This is a genomic window from Bacillus sp. V59.32b, assembly GCF_003429085.1.
In the GTDB taxonomy this organism is placed as follows: Bacteria; Bacillota; Bacilli; order Bacillales; family DSM-1321; genus Peribacillus.
This window is the reverse complement of record NZ_QVTC01000042.1, coordinates 14,764-33,132: the sequence shown is the minus strand read 5'-3', so window position 1 is coordinate 33,132 and position 18,369 is coordinate 14,764. Positions and strand designations below refer to the sequence as shown.

Genomic DNA, 18,369 nt, shown 5'->3' with positions numbered 1-18,369 from the left:
TCCTCACACGGTTACTTTTTTGTTTATTAAGAAATTCCCAATCCAAATGGAGACAGCCATGACGATCACGCCCAAAAATATTTCTATTATCAGCAGTTCCAGAGGATAAAAGAACATATCATAAGAAAAAATGGCTGAAATCAAAATCGGCGAAAGAAAAACCGTCCCTGCAGCAAGACAGTAAAGTATCCCCATCACAACTCCTTTGATTCGGTAGCTTCTCTCCAGTAAAATTGCTGTGAACAATGTAAACACTGCCGCAAACCCAAGTCCATAGGATAAAAGGAATTGCATGAATGTCCTTGGAATAACGACCATTAACACACTGCTGTCAATTAAACTTCTCACACTAGTTACACTTCTAAAAACATCCGGTACAAGCGATTGAAAAAGAAGATTCTCCAACGGAAGCAGGATGATTTGCAGAGCTACTAAACCAAAGACCATAAGGAAAATGGCAGTGGCCTTTGCTAAGTAGACATTTAATCTGGATGTCGGCAGCATCAAGAGCCGGTAGATAAATGTATTCTTGCCGAACCAGTCACGATACCAGATTAAAAAAATGTAAAAGATAAGAGCAACGGCACAAATTGCAATCGGCCCTAAAAACCAAAAGCTGTTCATGATATGTGAAAAATCAAGCAACCCAACCTGTTCTACAAATTCGGCTTGGGTAATGGATTGTTGCGACATTGTCTCTCTTGCATCTTTTAAATAGCGGTTTGATTTCATAATAACGCCTAAAAATTGAGAAATGATTGTAATACCCAATAATGCAACGTAAATCTTAATAAAGCGATTGGTTTCGAAGTTAACCAGTTTCAAATAATTTTTCACCCTTGATACACCTCTCTCATCACATCTACTACCGATTTCCCCTCACTTGCCCGCATCCCCTCGGTACTAAATTCCTTCAACACTCTGCCATTGTCCATCAGCACGACCTTATCAATCAGATGTTCGATATCGCTTATTTCGTGCGTGGTAATCAGTACGCCCCGTTCCTCGATTAAGTGGCTTGAGAAAACATCGGCAATCTGTTCACGGCTAAACATATCAATGCCGGAAAACGGTTCGTCCATCAGCAAATAATCGACATCAAGCGCAAGCCCCAGGATAAGATTGACTTTTGCGGTGTTCCCTTTTGAAAGCTCGGCAATCTTGTAATCTTCTTTCAATTTGAAAAACGTTAATAATTCTGCGGCACGTTCCTTATTCCAGGCAGTATAGAAGTCTTCCATAAATAAAAACGCCTCTTTTATGGTCATGTTCGGAAGCATTGTTATCGCATCCGGGATAAAGGTTATTTTTTCATAGCTATCCTTGGTTAGCTTTTCTCCGTCAATAAGGATAGTTCCTTTATATGGCGTAAGCCCCATAATCGCTTTAAGGGTCGTCGTTTTGCCGACTCCGTTAATCCCGATCAAACAGGTAATCTCACCCTTGTTGGCTGTGAACGAAATATCGTCGAGCACCTTTTTGCGCCCATATTTTTTTTCCAGGTTCATTACCTCAATCATGGTTGATCTCCCCCCAATTTCTTTTCAGACACGTATTTCTCTTTTACCATTTCAACCACTTCGTCCAAGGAAACATGAATCGGTTTAATTGAGGCAATGAAGATATCAACTGCCTGCATGATCAGTTCCTCCCTGATTGAATTCAAGATTTGTTCATCTGTTGTGATCCGGCTTGGAAAGTTTCTTTCGGTATGGATCAATCCCTGTTCCTCCATTTCCTTATATGCTTTTTGGGCGGTATTCGGATTTATTTTCAACATGGAAGCAAGCTCGCGTCGGGACGGGATTTCCTGTCCGGCTTCCAATTGTCCGATGGCAATCTGTTCTTTAAAGTAGCGGACAACCTGCAAGTACAATGGATCGCGGTTATTAAAATTAACATTCATCCAAACAACTCCTATATTTTCCTTTCAAGTGTATGTATTAAGTGGTTCATACACCTCATATATGTACTATACCCGTAATACACCATGCCTGTCAAACTGATTTTTTAAAATATAGGCTCTGTTAAACGATAATGTTGTTTTTGGGAAGGGAATCTGCGAGACTCCTCGAAAATGCATACGCATTTTCTCGTGCGGTGTCTATTCAAGGATGATGAATCAACGTCCTGCGGAAAAACGGGCTGGCAAGACCCCGCAGCGAGGTACGAGTGAGGAGGCTTGCCAGTTCGTCCGCGGAAAGCGAGTAGATTCCATGACCATTTGAAAATCAACAATGGAATTTAACAGAGCCTAAATATAAAGAAAACCCCGAATAAATATAGCGGAAACCCTTTAAACTTCAGATAAAGAATTTGACATCAACAATTTCTTAAATAATCTCATGAAAAAAACAGCCATACCCCGCAAGGTAAGACTGCCTCCAATTTCTTTCCGCTGATTATTTGATCCTTATCTTCTCATTCTTTTCGACTTGAATGATTTTTCCATCCTGGATAACGAGAGTAATAGACCCGTATTTCATGGAATCCAGCATATTTTGAAGCTGGTCGGCCATTTTGGTGATCTGTTTGTGTTCCCCCATAATGAGTCACCCCCCTATTTAAAAACCCCATTTTTTTAGTTAATAGCTCTGTTAACTATCTCTGTTAATTTTATTCAGAGCTCGGTTAATAATAGTTTGTTGATTGAATTAGTCAGAATTTAATATACAGAATAATCTATCTCCCGGGTCTTGTAAAGATAATTTTACGTATTACTCTTTCGCAGGTTGACACAATGGATATTGTATAGTAAATTCAAAAGAAATTGAATTATTGATATTTCTTATCCAGAGAGGTCGAGGGAATGGCCCTAAGACGCCTCAGCAACCTTCCATGTATTTTCGTCATTGGAAAGGTGCTAAATCCATCAAGTTATTTGGAACTTGAGAGATAAGGAGAACGACTGCCCATGTATTTTCAAAAGTCTTCTTCTTATAGAAGGCTTTTTTTGTTTTTATCCATAATTTAAAGGAGAAGTGAGCCATGTATAAAATTGACACATTTTTGGCACAAATCGGAAACAGAAGTGAATCTGCAACAGGAACCGTGAACCCGCCTGTCTACTTTTCCACTGCCTATCGACATGAAGGAATTGGACAATCATCCGGATATGATTATGTAAGAACCGGCAATCCAACACGCCAGCTTCTTGAACAGGCCATTGCCGATCTCGAAGGCGGCGACCAGGGGTTCGCCTGCAGTTCAGGAATGGCCGCAATCCTAACTGTACTTTCTTTATTCAAATCTGGGGATGAATGGGTGATTTCCAAGGATTTATACGGTGGTACATATCGTTTGTTGGAGCAAGGCTTTAAAAAATGGGGTTTAGACTGTCGATACGTGAACACAAGCTGTCTAGAGGAAATTGAAGGTGCCATTACTCCTCAAACGAAAGCGGTCTTTATCGAAACCCCGACCAATCCCCTCATGGAACAAACCGATATTGCCGCTGTGGCTGAAATTGCCAAGCAGCATGGTTTGCTTTTGATTGTCGATAATACATTTTATACTCCTCTTCTCCAACAGCCCATCAAGCTGGGAGCAGATATCGTGATTCATAGCGCCACAAAATATTTGGGCGGACACAACGATGTCCTTGCTGGCCTGATTGTCGCAAAGGGTGCTGAGTTATCTGAATCACTTGCTCTTTATCATAACGGCACAGGAACTGTTCTAAGTCCGTTCGATTCCTGGCTGCTTATGCGCGGGATGAAGACCCTATCACTAAGGATGGATCGACACGAAAAAAATGCGAAATTATTGGTAGAGTTCTTACAAAACCATGATTATATTGACGATGTTCTTTACCCTGGCAAAGGTGGGATGATTTCCTTCCGCATCAGGGAAGAAGCATGGGTCAATCCGTTTTTACAAGAGCTGTCATTGATTACCTTTGCTGAAAGCCTGGGCGGAACCGAGAGCTTCATCACCTATCCGGCAACCCAGACCCATGCCGATATTCCTGAAGAAATCAGGACGGCCAATGGGGTTTGTAATAGACTATTGCGTTTTTCTGTCGGCATTGAAGACGGAGAAGATTTGATCCAGGATTTAGATAAGGCACTTGCGGCAGTCAACAAGGAGGCTAGAGTATGACGGGAAACAAAGCGTACTCATTTGAAACGCTTTTATTGCATAACCAGCATAAATTCGACAGTGCCACAGGGGCAGTTAGCGTTCCGATCCAACATGCCTCAACGTTCCACCAAAGCAATCCGGAGCAATACGGTAAGTATGATTACGCCCGCAGCGCCAACCCGACCCGGGAAGCGCTTGAGGACATCATTGCCGAACTGGAAGAAGGCACAAGAGGCTTTGCATTCTCTTCCGGAATGGCTGCCATCTCCACTGCCCTCCTGCTGCTGTCTGCCGGAGACCATATCATTGTTACGGAGGACGTGTACGGGGGAACCTACCGGATGGTGACAAGTGTTTTAACCAGGTTTGGAATCGAGCATACTTTCGTTGACATGACAGATGTGAATAATGTCAGAGAAGCGGTAAGACCGAATACAAAGGCGATCTATATGGAGACTCCCTCCAATCCGTTGCTTAAAGTGACCGATATCCAAGCAATCTGCACGCTTGCAAAGGAAATTGGGGCGTTAACATATGTAGACAATACTTTTTTAACACCTGCCTTGCAAAAACCGTTAAATCTTGGCGCCGATATCGTCCTTCATAGTGCCACAAAATTTTTATCCGGCCATAGTGATGTCATCGCGGGCCTTGCCGTCGTAAAAGACCCCGAGCTTGCCGATCGGCTTTATGCCTTGCAGAACTCGTTCGGCGCCGTACTTGGCGTACAGGATGCATGGCTTGTAATGCGCGGTCTGAAAACCCTGCATGTCAGAATGGAACATTCGATGAAATCTGCACGAAAGATAGCGGAATTCCTGCAGTCACATCCGCTTGTAAAAGCCGTGCATTATCCGGGCCTTGAAAATCATCCTGGCTACAGCCTCCAGGAGTCACAGGCAAGCGGAGCAGGTGCGGTACTTTCCTTTGAACTTGAGAATGAAGAGGTATTGAATGCCTTTGTTTCAAACGTGGAGCTGCCTGTTTTTGCGGTAAGCCTCGGCGCGGTAGAATCGATTTTATCCTATCCCGCTAAAATGTCACATGCCGCCATGCCTGAAGCGGAAAGACAAAAACGGGGCATCAGCAGCGGCCTCCTTCGTCTCTCGGCCGGTCTGGAAAATCCGGATGACTTGATCAAGGACTTTGCGGCAGCACTTGAAGAAAGCAGAATAAGCGTGAATCAATAATTCTAATAATCGATGAAAAAACCGCCTGGACTGTTTGCCTAGGCGGTTTTCTCATCGGTAATATGATCGATTGTTTATTATCTTCAAACGGTTCAGGTTTTTGTTCACAAGGAAGGCGAATAACCATCCAGCGACAAATCCGCCCAAATGACCAGCAAAGCTTGTACCGGGTATCACTAAGGTCGTGAGCCAGCCAATCGCTATAAGGGCCAAAATGACGTTGCTTGATTCTTTATCAAGGAAGTTCTTCTTAAAGACAACCAGATAAAAATAAAATCCAAATAAGCTGTAACCAAAACCGGATTCACCGACATCGAACTGGTAAGGGCCAGCAGGAATCAGGATGATAACGAGCGCTGCGGTCAATATTGAAAAGAAAAACAAAGTGATGAATTTGAGTGGTCCAAGCAACTTCTCAATGGCCGGTGCCGTTATGATAGTGAAAATCATATTCGTTAAAAAGTGCATCATTCCTCCGTGTATGAAAGCATATGTCAGCAACCGATAAAATTCTCCGCCGATAATTGTGCTTCGGTTTATTCCTCCCCATCTATACATCCAGTCACCAAGAAAAATAGACACAATCATCATGATGGTGTTCAGAAAAACGATCAGACTTGTAATCGGATATGCCGATAGGAATTCTCTGAAAGATTCCCTTCTTATAAAGAGCATCTACTCAATCCTTTCCTTAAAAATTTCTATACTGGTCATTTTTTCCTATACTTGTTAATATAAACGATAATACCGTATATGCAAAATGTATCGTTCTTACCAAAGAAAACCTCCTGAAATCACCATTGATCAGGAGGTTTTCTTTCTCATTATTTATTTAGCGCAAGCTGCCTTAATTTGTTCGTGGATAAGGTAATAGTACTTACTTTTGCCGGATAAGTACTTTGCAATTTATCGTCAGAATAACCGGTAAGGCTTCCTTTGAATAAAACGCCTAGTAACGGATCCTCAATCTCCGTGTATGTAAGAATGGTTCCCCGCTTTTCCAACTCGCCTTCTATTTGGCTTAAATCTGTCGACGTTACATCGCGAAAAAACAGTAACGTGGTATCTTCTTTTTGTCCTTCCCGTTCTGTTGGAAGATCCACCGACGCAAGTTTTCGAATCGGCATATTTTCTTTCGTTAAATAAAGCGAGATAAAATCCTCGATCACCGCACTTGCAGTCGGCTTTGCACCTGCACCTGCACCAATCAACGTCAAATCTCCCAACAAGTCCGTTTTGATTAAAACAGCGTTATTTACGTTTTCCACACCATAGAGCGGATGCTCTGAATCAACGAACTCCGGTCCTATCTCAACCGACAGGTCATCGTTTATCGTGACAAGATGCTTCACCCGGACCCCTAACTGTTCCGCTACCTGGATTTCTTCTATCTTAATGGCTGAAATTCCTTTTACCTTTACTTGATCCCAATCTGGCTGGTCACCATAAATCCATTCACTTAAAATCATCGATTTATAAAAGGCATCGAGACCTTCAATATCATTTGTCGGGTCCTGCTCGGCATAGCCTTTTTGCTGGGCAACGGCTAGCGCTTCCTCAAACGATGCCCCTTTTGTTCTCATCATGCTCAGAATAAAATTGGAGGTTCCATTCAAAATCGCTTCAAGACGCTCCACTTTGTTGATCGCCAATAATTCCCGAAGCGTCCGCAAGACCGGTATTCCTCCGGCGACACTTGCTTCATACACAAACCGGACTCCATTTTCTTTTGCAATCTGTTGAAATTCCTTGCCATGATGGGCAATGCAATCCTTATTGGCCGAAACGACGTGACAGCCATTTCTTAACGCATACTCAATATATGTGCGTGCGGGTTCAATCCCACCAATCGCCTCAATCACAACTTCAGGCTGTTTCCTGGCAATTATTTCTTCAAAGTCTTTTGAAATAAAAACATCCTCGTGAATATTTCTTGTTTTCTGCTCATTTTTTATTAACACACCCGCTAACTCAATCGTTCTTCCAATTAAAGACTCGAGCTGTTCTTTACGCTCGGTAATTGCCTCGAAAGCACCAAGCCCCACTGTTCCTAATCCCAATAGCGCAACTTTTAAAGTAGCCAATTTACATTTCCCCCTCCAAGTTCAACTAACAAAAAACAGCCTCTCTACCATGGAGATAGAGAGGCTGTTTCATCGTTATCCGTCTCTTATCTCGCAAAGCTAAAAACTTTGCAGGACTTAGCACCTTTTCAAACATCAGTTTGAAGGTTGCCGGGCTTCACAGGGCCATTCCCTCCGCCTCTCTTGATAAGACTATTCAATTTATTCTATTGTAGCAGAGTACCCCCTTGGAAACAACAACTATATGAGGGAAATTTATAATTTAAAAGCTGCTGCACCAATAATATTTTTGGCTCATTTAGCTCCAACTGCAAAAGGCCCGAGGAGAAAGCTAGCTTTCTCTCGGGCCTTTTGCAGTTGGAGCAACCTTTCAGCTTTGCTGAAAGGCATGTGACACTCAAGTGTCACATGAATGAGTCAAAAATCAACGATATTATTTAATAATTGCCGATTCTTTAGTTCACCTTAATAGCAGTTTTTCCTCCATTCCTATCCAGCCATCCCTTTTTGCTGTCCTTGCTGGAGTTCATACATTTGATAATACTTGCCTTTCAATGCCATCAACTCATCATGGTTCCCGCGCTCAACAATTATACCTCTGTCGAGAACAAGAATTTGGTCCGCCTTTTTGATCGTGGAAAGACGGTGGGCGATAATGAAGGTTGTTCTGCCTTTTTTCAATACATCCATCGCTTCTTGAATGATCGCTTCCGTCTCGGTATCGATGCTTGATGTAGCCTCATCCAAAATCAGAATAGCTGGATTGAAGGCCAATGCCCTGGCAAAAGAAATAAGCTGACGCTGCCCGGAGGAAAGAGTGCTTCCTTTTTCAATGACCGGCGAATCTATTCCCTTTTCCAGATGTCCTAACACATGATCCCCGCCGACATCCTTCAATGCCTTTTCAATCATTTCTCGGGTAATTTTTTCATTTTCAAGGCTGACGTTGGACGCTATTGTTCCGGTGAACAGATACGGGTCCTGTAAGACAATCCCCATATGCTGGCGCAACGTTTGGTGCGCCAGGTCTTTAATATCCATTCCGTCAATCGTAATGCTGCCTTCATTGCAGTCATAGAAACGGAAAAGAAGATTCATGATCGAGCTTTTTCCCGAACCGGTGTGTCCCACAAGTGCAACAGTTTCTCCCTGACTCGCAGAGAACGTAATATCCTTTAGGACATATTCATCTTCTTTATAGCCAAACGATACATGATTAAAATCGACATTGCCTTTATATCTTGGAATGCTTTCCCTACTTACAGAAATTCCTGGTTCATCCAGTAATTTGAATACTCTTTCACCGGCTACGAGTGCCTGCTCAAGATTAGCAAATTGATTGACGATTGCTTGGGCCGGATATAGCAAACGGTTGATAAAATCGACAATCGCATACAACATTCCAAGGGAAACCACCGACGTGGCGGTTAAAGACTGACCGCCAAAATACCAGATGAACGCAACAAAGCAAATGGTTTTTAAAACACCAATTAAATTATGGCCGGTCAAAGAATTCAAGCTGAGCATTTTATTTTGATACGAAAAATGTTCATAATTCAGCTTTTCAAACGATTCCTTCGATTGCTTTTCGCGTCGGAAAGCCTGGATGACGGTCATCCCCTGAATGGATTCGTTAATCATTGCGTTTATATCACTGACACGCGCACGGATGACTTGATTATATTTTGAAGCAAATTTCCGGTAAACAATCGTCCATATGACCAAAATCGGAATCAGCAGGAGCGCAAACATGGCAACCCGAGGATTAAGGATAAAGAGCGCAATGAATATGCCGAAGATCGTAATTGTGCTTGAAAAAAAATTCGCAAGCACGGTGACATATAATTCCCGGATCGCTTCTGTATCATTGGTAATCCTCGCGACGACCTTACCTGCAGGAAGATTGTCAAAATACCGGATCGGCAGTTTTGATATATGAGAAAACACATCGGTCCTCATTCGTTGCACAATTCGATTTGCCGCTTTTTGCAAATAAAATCTCTGCCCGTATTGAAAAATTGATGAAATGACAACAAGCACGAAGTAAATAGAGACCAGTGTTAAAATCCTCGAGATTTCCGGCTGATAAAAACGCATCAGCTCCTGACTATTTAATACTATGGCATTGTAGCTGGCCTTTTCCTCCCCTTTTGAAATGGTCAGCAAATCTCCAGAAAGCTCCCTGTTCCCATCAAAGGAAACAGACTGATCGACAAAGGTGAATTTTGTGCCAACCTGAAAAATTCTCACTTCTTTTCCCTTTTCTTCATTGCTGGAAAAATATTCATCACGTTTATATGATGCACCTTGGAACGAGACAGCATCTTCGCCTTTTTCGGTCTGATACCATTTCGATTCAATGCCAAGGATATGTTCATCAATAATTCTTTTCGCCACAAATGGTCCTGTTAAATCGGCTGCTACAGAAACGGAAAGCATGATCAGCGCTGCGATGATGATCGATTTATATAGGGTAGCATAATGATAAAGCGTCTTGACGACGTTCATGCACCCACCTCCGTTCCTTCTTCAATTTGCTGTCTTACGAATTGTTCTTTGTACCAGCCGTTTCGTTTAAGAAGCTCCGGGTGTCGGCCTTCTTCAATGATTTTTCCGTCATCAAGGACAATGATCCAATCAGCATGCTGGACCGCCGATAATCTGTGCGTCGTAATGATTGTCGTTTTACCGGATCGTTCTTTTTGAATATTTTCGATGATTGTTGTTTCTGTTTTTGCATCGACAGCTGATAAGGAATCATCGAGGATTAAGATCTCCGGGTTTTTGATGAGCGCCCTTGCAATCGAAATCCTTTGCTTTTGTCCACCGGAAAGAGCGACACCCTTTTCTCCGACGAGCGTTTCTAATTTATCAGAAAGCATTTCCAGATCTTTCTCAAAGTCAGCAAGACGAATGGCGTTGTTTAGCTCTTGATTCGACGCGTTTTCTTTTCCGAATAGGATATTTTCCCTCACCGATCTTGAAAACAGGAAATGATCCTGGGGGACATACCCGATCCATTTCCGGATATCTTCGATCGCGATTTTCTCTAAAGGTATGTCGGCGATTGAGATTTTTCCGCTTCCGAGTGGATATTCACGAAGCAACTGCTTCACGAACGTCGTTTTGCCACTGCCGGTTTTACCGACGACACCGAGGGTTTGGCCACGCTCAATCGATACTGAAACTTCATTCAGGTTCAGAGTTTTTGAGGACGGATACGTAAAATTGACCGCTTTATATGAAATATCCCCAGGTTTTTCCAAATGTATGGTTGATGCTTCGTTTTTCACATCTTCTTCATAAGAAAGGGTTTCCTGGACCCGATCTAGTGACGCGTTGCCCCTTTGCAGAATGTTAATCAATTCCCCAATGGCAATCATAGGCCATATGAGCATCCCTAAATATACATTAAAAGAGACAAGATCCCCGAGGGTTATCTGTTGCTGGAAGACCATATAAGCTCCATAGCCGAGCCCAATTAAATAGCTGATCCCAATCAAAACGGAGATGACGGGGTCAAACAACGAGTCGATCTTGGCAACCTCGACATTTTTCCGGTATACATCCTCTGTCATATCCCGAAAGCGTTCTTCATCTTCCCTTTCTTGGACGTAAGCCCTGATAACCCGCACTCCGGAAACTGATTCCAGGACTTTATCATTCAATTCCCCAAACGCATCCTGCGCTTGTGTGAATCGTTTGTGAATTTTTTTCCCTAATATTTGCATCATGATCGCCATGACTGGAAGCGGCAGAATCGCGGTGATGGTTAACTGCCAGCTAATTGTCGCACCCATGACAATCAGAATCGTAAACGTAAAGAGGATCGAATCCGCTAACGTTAAGATTCCGAATCCTGCCGTGTTGGAAATCGCTTTTAGATCATTCGTGGCACGGGCCATCAAGTCTCCGGTGCGATTCTTTTCAAAAAATGTCGGCGTCATCCTCAATAAATGGCCCATGAACCGGGAGCGCATCTTCCTTTCGACCAGGAAGGCACCACCAAAAAGCTGGTAGCTCCAAAGATATCCGAACAAATAAGTACCGACCCCCAGAAGAGCTATGTAGCTGATATACTCCACAATTGCCCCGCTCGTTAAATTACCGTTGTTGATATCGTCAATCGCTATTCCAACCAGCTTTGGTGGAATAACCTCTAGAATATTTACGATGGCTAAAAATAAAATAGCAAATGTATAGCGTTTCCATTGTTCTTTAAAGAACCAGGATAGCTTCTTAAAAATCGAAAACATGTTGTATCCTCCTTCTGTTTGTCAATACTATTTGACTACCCGCTGTCTGTATCCACTTCATAAATCGGCCTCACTTCAGATAAACATCTCATCATCATTCCTCCATACTTTACTTAGTATTTGATAAAAATAAAAAGCTCCGCAAACACATGCGAAGCTCATTTAAATGCGAAAAAATCACGCAAAATGAAAAAAAGTGCATGCTACGACCTATGTCGCAGCCTGCACTTAGCAGAACATTCATGATCGCTATGTTCCAAATCAGAACAAAGCAACAGGACAGGCTGCGTTATGTAAAATGTTAAGCTGCTTATTTCGCCTATTGATTAACATCATAACGTTCACCTTCCTTAGAAAAATTGGTTGATTCATTGTAAGATTACAATGATAAACAGAATTTGTCAATTTCCATTTTGATAAATTTGAAGACCATGGCATCGCAGGTTTCATGCCACGATCCAGTATATTTATCTTATTTAAAAGCCATGGCTGCTTTTACAGCTTTTTTCCAGCCATCATATAAAACTTCCCGTTCGTTAGCTTCCATGGAAGGTTCAAATGTCTTGTCAATCGCCCACTGTTCTGCAATTTCTTCCTTGCTTTCCCAGTATCCTACTGCAATTCCAGCGAGATAAGCCGCCCCAAGTGCAGTAGTTTCATTGATTTTCGGTCTTTCAACCGGGACATTCAGCATATCGCTTTGAAAGTTCATTAAGAAATCATTTTTCACAGCACCGCCATCGACACGGAGCGTCTTTAATTGGATCCCGGAATCAGCTTCCATCGCGCCAAGAACGTCATTGGTCTGGTAGGCGAGCGATTCTAGTGTCGCTCTGATAAAATGCTCTTTTGAAGTACCTCTCGTGAGGCCAAAGATTGCGCCGCGAACATCACTGTCCCAATATGGTGTACCAAGCCCGACAAATGCAGGTACAACATAGACACCATCGGTCGAAGGCACTCTTTTCGCGTATTCCTCACTATCCTTTGAATCCTTCAGCATACGCAAGCCGTCGCGCAGCCATTGAATCGCGGATCCCGCAACGAAGATGCTTCCTTCAAGAGCATACTCGACCTTGCCATCAATCCCCCAGGCAAGGGTGGTCAATAAACCGTTTTCAGAACGGACCGCGTTTTCACCGGTGTTCATAAGCATGAAGCAACCAGTTCCATACGTGTTTTTCGCCATGCCTTTTTCAAAGCAAGCTTGCCCGAACAAGGCGGCCTGCTGGTCTCCGGCAGCCCCGGCAATCGGGATTTCCTTACCAAAGAAATGATAATCCACTGTATTCGCGTAGACTTCAGAGGACGGGCGGACTTCAGGAAGCATCGACTTCGGCACTGTCAAAATCTCAAGCAACTCTTCATCCCATTTTAGATCATAAATGTTATACATGAGTGTACGGGAAGCATTGGAATAATCGGTCACATGCGCCTTGCCGCCTGATAACTTCCAGATTAACCACGTATCAATCGTGCCAAATAATAGTTCCCCGTTTTCCGCCTTTTCACGTGCACCCTCTACATTGTCGAGGATCCATTTAACTTTTGTTCCAGAGAAATAGGCATCAATCAATAATCCCGTTTTCTCACGGAACAAGTCATTATGCCCTTGTTCCTTTAAATCGTTACAGATATCGCTTGTCTGCCTCGATTGCCAGACAATCGCATTATAGACAGGACGGCCTGTTGCCTTTTCCCATACTACAGTCGTTTCCCGTTGGTTCGTAATTCCGATTCCCGCAATTTGCTCTGGTTTTACATTTGATTCAGATAAGCATGAAGCAATAACTGCAAGAATGGTTCCCCAAATTTCGTTTGCATTGTGTTCAACCCAGCCCGGTTTTGGGAAATGCTGGGTGAATTCCTTTTGTGCGATATGAACGATTTCACCCTTCTTATTGAAAAGAATCGCACGTGAACTAGTTGTTCCTTGATCCAAAGATAAAATATATTGCTCCATTTTCAACTCTCCTTTATCCAATTAATATACTGTACCATACCCACATATCGAGATTTCCAGACTTCGGCTTATTGCGCGTTTTTATGTTTCCTATTAATCTCAAGAACGGCCGGTCGTTTTCCAAATAGAGCAGCCGATATTAATACGATAGCAATTGCTGCCAATACAATCCAAAAATATTGATCTACTTCTCCGGCAAAGGTTGCTCTATAGAACACTGCTCCCTTGATTGAAAGCTGGGTTGACCCGGTTTTTCCGGCAATTTCCCATTCGTTCACCGCCGCGTTTTTTCCAGTTCCGTATTCGACGACACCTAGCAGCATCGCAGTTATTTGATCCGTCACAGCCTTTGTCGTCACCCTGGTTTTCTTTTCTTCCCAAGTTGCTACTTCTTTTCCTGTTGCATCCTCGATTTTTAAAATAGCGTGGGATTGCATTCTTTCACCATTATTGGCAAATGTAGAATAGGCACCTGCCATATCAAGCGGAGAAACCCCATCGAACCCCCCGCCAAGAGCAATGGCCAAATTCCTGTCCTCTTTATCGAGCGGAATTCCAAACCTTTCGAGCGCATCGATTCCTTTTCCAATCCCCATCTCGTTTAACAGCCATACGGTAGGTACATTCAAGGAATTCATAACTGCTTCATACATCGGCACTTCGCCTTTGTACTTCCCTCCGAGATTGGAAGGCTCATACCCGCCGAAGGACATCTTTTCATCCTTTAGCATATCGGTAATTTCATAGCCTTCCTCAAGTGCGGGCGCATAGACTGCAAGCGGTTTAATCGTGGATCCCGGACTGCTTTTTAACTGGGTCGCCCTGTTGTAACCAAGGAATTGATGTTCACCCCTTCCTCCGACCAGCGCTTGAATGCCGCCAGTCTTTGGATTCAATAAGACTGCTCCACTTTGCACCAGTTTATCACTTGTGCCTTTCGGAAAAATACTGTCGTCCTCGTACACTTTTTCCGCTGCCTTTTGCATATCCTGATTTAAAGATGTATAGATTTTATATCCGCCGGTCAGAAGCTCATCCATTTCGATGTCATATCTATTAGAAGCTTCAGAAAGGACATGGTCTACGTAATAAGGATACTTTCCCTTTAACGGATCGCTCGGCACGGTGTCATCCAAGACTACTTCTTCCTTAACTGCTGAGTCATATTCCTGATTGGTGATAAAGCCGTGCTCTTCCATCCTCGATAAAACCAAATTGCGTCTGTCGATAGACTTATTTAAATGCTCATAAGGATCAAGGGCCGACGGGACGTTAATGATTCCTGCAAGCATAGCAGCCTCCGCAACAGTGAGTTCCTCCACTTCTTTTGCGAAATATACTTGTGCTGCCTTATTAATCCCCCATGCTCCATGCCCGTAATAAATTTGATTGAGATACATTTCCAATATTTCGTCCTTGCTATATTCCTTTTCTACTTCCCTGGCCAGGAAATATTCTTCCGCCTTCCTCCTGAAGGTTCTGTCGGATTCGAGCAGGGCTATCTTCGTCAGCTGTTGAGTGATCGTACTGCCGCCTTCCTCAATCCCGCCAGCTTTGAGATTTGTATAAAACGCCCGGGAGATTGCTTTATAATCAATGCCATTATGCTCATAAAACCGGTGGTCCTCTATGGCGACTACAGCATTCTTCACATGGTCCGGCATTTCTTTAATCGAAATGCCCTCCGTTTTATTCGCGGTAATTTTGCTTGCCAGCTCCCCATTTTCATCGTATATTTCCGTTGAACGTTCTAGTTGATCTTTAAGATTGCTAATATTGGTTTCAGGCTTAAAGAACGTAAAAAAACCAACTGCAAAAATGGTTACAGCTGATAAAGAAATGAAGCTTCCTTGAATAAGCCAAGAGGGTATAATCTCTCTTATTCCTCTGAATCCTTTCATATAGACCCCCTAATTATCAAAAATTCATCTTTTGTCCATTTTTATGCATAAATATACCCATTTTTCTGTACCCCTATATCCTTAAACATAAACTAGTCCGGGAAGTACATTAATTTTTGATACAAAAAAACAACCACCGATTATTATCGAGCAGTTGTTTTTATATTCTTCTCTTTTCATTTTTCCCAGTAGCTGGTTCAGTATCCGCAGTTTCAAGCTTTTCTGAAGTCGAGAATTCCTGAATCAATGTTTCCATATACATATAAACAATTTGCCTTGTTTTATCGTCGGTTCCCAATATATCCAAATGTTTTAAGCATCGCTTAATCGTGGGGTGCATTTTTGTATCTGCTTGAAGCATACTAACCACCTCTTTTTCACTAGCATAATTTAAGATTATCGTATTTCTGGAAATGTTACATTAGACTTTTGACTCATTTCTATGAACTTCTAACAAAATGCTATTTAAATGAATGAGTATTTTTTCTCACTTATGAGGAGAAAGTGAATCATCCTTGAAGATTATGGCATAATTATATGAAAATTAGGGAAAACAGTAACTAATTATTTTAAATTTATGAGCACTAACGATTTCGATAACAATACAGTTAGGAGATGGGGAGTATGTTAGCGGAATTCAATCATATCATCGCTGCATTTGATTGCAGCGAAGGCAGCGAAAAAGCAGTTGAATGGGGCGCCAGGCTAAAGAGGTCTTTTCCTGATGCTACCTTAACGATTGTTCATGTCTTTAAAGAAAGGGTCGAGCAAAAGATGGTTGGAAATCCTTCCGGCAGGGGCTTTGCCAATGATGGAATGTATATCGACCCGGCACTGACACATCCCGTGATTACCACGGAACAAAATTCGATGAATCAAGGTGGAGAAACACATTCTATTGTTAAAAACAGCAGTTCGAAGGCGAAAAATAAAGCTTTTTCAATATTGGATGATCTCCAGGCAGAAGGACATTTTGAAATATTGGAAGGAAATCCAGCAGAAAGCATTTGCAGCTATGCAAAGAGAACAAACGCTGATATCATCATTGTCGGCAGCAGCGGTAAAACCGGTTTAAAAAAACTGTTTCTCGGAAGCACGAGCAGTAAGGTAGCCAACGAAGCGCATTGCCCGGTATTGATTGCTAAATAGACAAAAGCTGTCACAAAAGATATGTGACAGCTTTCTTATGGTTTATCAACCAATTTTACGAGCATGTGGGCTAACTTATGACGTTCTTCTTCAGTGCCGACTTTCCAAAGCTCCTGAAGAAGCTTTTCTTCACGGTTTTTCGGTTCTACCTTATCAGCAAGATAATCTCCCACTTTTTCGGCGGTACTAGCCAGTTGCTCTTCATTTAAACCGATCTTCTTGGCCACATCCAATCTCTTGTGTAAATAGGTTTTGAATTCGTTAAAATTCGATAAAATGTGGTCCATTCTTTCCGGATCAATTTTATCAAGGGCTTCATCCACATTTTCTGTGTTGACGTTCCCATCTTTTTGCACAACATGTTCTTTTTCCGCCAAGACGAGCTCCTCCTTCTTGTGTTTTCAAAATTTTCACTGCTGTATCTTATGTAATACCCGATTTTTGAAAAACTCAACCCTTGTCTTTTTACTGTTTGCTATGTTTGCTCAAATTATACTTTTGTGTTTTATTGGTTCCCACTGTCCTGTATAAGTTCCTCGAATCTTGCCTTTGCCTCGTCTTCTTCTAATGAGCTATAAATGCGGTAATCATCTTCATCCAATATGCGAAAATGCCGACTGATCATGTTTTGCTGTAAGATATAACCCGCTTCCCGTGATAGCTCCTTCCACCATACTTTTCCGCCGAGAGTTTTCTCTTTCCGGTAAACCATGCCTTCCCTGGTGATAGTCTCAATCAACTCCAATGGGTCCCCCCCAAAAGAGGACTGAATGACACCGCTTTCTCTAAAAAGCGCACAAACCGCTATGACCACGGTCCATCCTGGCATAATTCTGCCTTTTTCAATTTGGACAAGTGTCTTTTTCGATACACCAATCATTTCTGCTAACTTTTCCTGGGTATATCCCATCTCTACTCTAACAAGCTTCAAATTCTCAAAGATGATTTCGATTATTTCTTCCTTTGTCATATCCACTCACCGCTTCTGTTTTAGTGTAATTTTACACTATTTTTATTATTTTTCAAGCAATTGAAAAGCCGCTCCCGGAAAGGAGGCGGCTTAAGACAGAGAATAACAATTAGACGATTAGATACTTTAATGAACGATTATTTAGATTTATGAGCGTTCACCCGGCTTATATGAGCGATTCCCCTGATTTATGAGCGTTCATCCAACTATATGAGCGATTATTCAGATTTATGAGCGTTCACCCGGTTATATGAGCGATTTTCCAGATTTATGAGCGTTCAAACGATTATATGAGCGATTCCCCAAATTTATGGGCGTTCACCCGATTATATGAGCGATTATTTAGATTTATGAGCGTTCATCTAGATTTATGGGCGTTCATCCGATTATATGAGCGATTCTCCAAATTTATGAGCGTTCACACGATTATATGAGCGATTTTCCTGATTTACGAGCGTTCACACGATTATATGAGCGATTCCCCTGATTTATGAGCGTTCACCCGATTATATGACCGATTCTCCAGATTTACGAGCGTTCACCCGATTATATGAGCGATTCTTCTGATATATGGGCGTTCATCCAACTATATGAGCGATTATTCAGATTTATGAGCGTTCACCCGATTATATGAGCGATTCTCCTGATTTATGAGCGTTCACCCGATTATATGAGCGATTCTCCAAATTTATGGGCGTTCACCCGATTATTTGAGCGATTATCTGATTTATGAGCGTTCACCCGATTATATGAGTGATTCTCCTGATTTATGG

16 protein-coding genes and 2 riboswitches are annotated in these 18,369 nt (G+C 42.3%); of the genes, 3 read left to right on the top strand and 13 right to left on the bottom strand.

Annotated elements, in window-relative coordinates; all coding sequences use genetic code 11:
* Window positions 1–3: 3 nt before the first annotated feature.
* From D0463_RS10315 to D0463_RS10300, 4 genes are all read right to left on the bottom strand, one after another.
* Entirely contained in the window at window positions 4–837 is an 834-nt protein-coding gene (locus tag D0463_RS10315) for a hypothetical protein (protein ID WP_117307325.1), read from the bottom strand.
* A complete protein-coding gene (locus tag D0463_RS10310; RefSeq protein WP_117307324.1) occupies window positions 834–1,520 on the bottom strand; it encodes an ABC transporter ATP-binding protein in 687 nt (228 codons plus the stop codon). The genes D0463_RS10315 and D0463_RS10310 overlap by 4 nt, the downstream gene beginning before the upstream one ends.
* The gene (locus tag D0463_RS10305) at window positions 1,517–1,906 is read right to left on the bottom strand and encodes a GntR family transcriptional regulator (protein WP_117307323.1); all 390 of its coding nucleotides are present in this window, start codon (window positions 1,904–1,906) and stop codon (window positions 1,517–1,519) included. Before D0463_RS10305 ends, D0463_RS10310 begins: the two co-directional genes overlap by 4 nt.
* 496 nt (window positions 1,907–2,402) lie before the next feature.
* A complete protein-coding gene (locus tag D0463_RS10300; RefSeq protein ID WP_483295730.1) occupies window positions 2,403–2,519 on the bottom strand; it encodes a YezD family protein in 117 nt (38 codons plus the stop codon).
* A gap of 266 nt (window positions 2,520–2,785) precedes the next feature.
* A riboswitch (SAM riboswitch) is annotated at window positions 2,786–2,902 on the top strand.
* Between the two features lie 86 nt (window positions 2,903–2,988).
* Between D0463_RS10300 and D0463_RS10295 the strand changes: the two genes are divergently transcribed.
* Window positions 2,989–4,101, top strand: coding sequence for a methionine biosynthesis PLP-dependent protein (locus D0463_RS10295; RefSeq protein ID WP_117307321.1), 1,113 nt, complete (start codon window positions 2,989–2,991; stop codon window positions 4,099–4,101).
* Complete coding sequence (gene metC / locus D0463_RS10290; protein WP_117307320.1) at window positions 4,098–5,273, top strand: cystathionine beta-lyase; 1,176 nt, start codon at window positions 4,098–4,100, stop codon at window positions 5,271–5,273. Before D0463_RS10295 ends, metC begins: the two co-directional genes overlap by 4 nt.
* A gap of 51 nt (window positions 5,274–5,324) precedes the next feature.
* On the opposite strand, the gene D0463_RS10285 is transcribed toward metC, so the two are convergent.
* The 7 genes from D0463_RS10285 to D0463_RS10255 all read right to left on the bottom strand — a co-directional run bounded on the left by D0463_RS10285 (window position 5,325) and on the right by D0463_RS10255 (window position 15,838).
* Complete coding sequence (locus D0463_RS10285; RefSeq protein ID WP_117307319.1) at window positions 5,325–5,948, bottom strand: rhomboid family intramembrane serine protease; 624 nt, start codon at window positions 5,946–5,948, stop codon at window positions 5,325–5,327.
* 149 nt (window positions 5,949–6,097) lie between these two features.
* On the bottom strand, window positions 6,098–7,357 hold the full coding sequence (locus tag D0463_RS10280; protein WP_117307318.1) for a homoserine dehydrogenase: 1,260 nt from the start codon (window positions 7,355–7,357) through the stop codon (window positions 6,098–6,100).
* 83 nt (window positions 7,358–7,440) lie between these two features.
* A riboswitch (SAM riboswitch) is annotated at window positions 7,441–7,550 on the bottom strand.
* 296 nt (window positions 7,551–7,846) lie between these two features.
* Window positions 7,847–9,865: an ABC transporter ATP-binding protein gene (locus tag D0463_RS10275; RefSeq protein WP_117307317.1), complete on the bottom strand. Its 2,019-nt coding sequence runs from the start codon at window positions 9,863–9,865 to the stop codon at window positions 7,847–7,849.
* Window positions 9,862–11,613, bottom strand: a complete 1,752-nt coding sequence (locus tag D0463_RS10270; RefSeq protein ID WP_117307316.1) for an ABC transporter ATP-binding protein — start codon at window positions 11,611–11,613, stop codon at window positions 9,862–9,864. Before D0463_RS10270 ends, D0463_RS10275 begins: the two co-directional genes overlap by 4 nt.
* Window positions 11,614–12,085: 472 nt before the next feature.
* The gene (gene glpK / locus D0463_RS10265) at window positions 12,086–13,576 is read right to left on the bottom strand and encodes a glycerol kinase GlpK (RefSeq protein ID WP_117307315.1); all 1,491 of its coding nucleotides are present in this window, start codon (window positions 13,574–13,576) and stop codon (window positions 12,086–12,088) included.
* Window positions 13,577–13,644: 68 nt separating this feature from the next.
* Window positions 13,645–15,477 (bottom strand): transglycosylase domain-containing protein, encoded by a 1,833-nt coding sequence (locus D0463_RS10260; RefSeq protein WP_117307314.1) that lies wholly within the window; start codon window positions 15,475–15,477, stop codon window positions 13,645–13,647.
* Between the two features lie 160 nt (window positions 15,478–15,637).
* On the bottom strand, window positions 15,638–15,838 hold the full coding sequence (locus D0463_RS10255; protein WP_117307313.1) for a hypothetical protein: 201 nt from the start codon (window positions 15,836–15,838) through the stop codon (window positions 15,638–15,640).
* A gap of 263 nt (window positions 15,839–16,101) precedes the next feature.
* On the opposite strand from D0463_RS10255, the gene D0463_RS10250 reads away from it, so the two are divergent.
* Window positions 16,102–16,626 carry a universal stress protein gene (locus tag D0463_RS10250; RefSeq protein WP_160118404.1) on the top strand — a complete coding sequence of 175 codons (525 nt, stop codon included), beginning with the start codon at window positions 16,102–16,104 and terminating at the stop codon, window positions 16,624–16,626.
* 35 nt (window positions 16,627–16,661) lie between these two features.
* Here the strand turns inward: D0463_RS10250 and D0463_RS10245 are convergent, their stop codons facing one another.
* Together D0463_RS10245 and D0463_RS10240 are read right to left on the bottom strand one after the other, a co-directional pair.
* The gene (locus D0463_RS10245; protein ID WP_174234315.1) at window positions 16,662–17,003 is read right to left on the bottom strand and encodes a DUF3243 domain-containing protein; all 342 of its coding nucleotides are present in this window, start codon (window positions 17,001–17,003) and stop codon (window positions 16,662–16,664) included.
* 128 nt (window positions 17,004–17,131) lie between these two features.
* Entirely contained in the window at window positions 17,132–17,596 is a 465-nt protein-coding gene (locus D0463_RS10240) for a helix-turn-helix transcriptional regulator (RefSeq protein WP_117307311.1), read from the bottom strand.
* Between the last annotated feature and the right edge of the window lie 773 nt (window positions 17,597–18,369).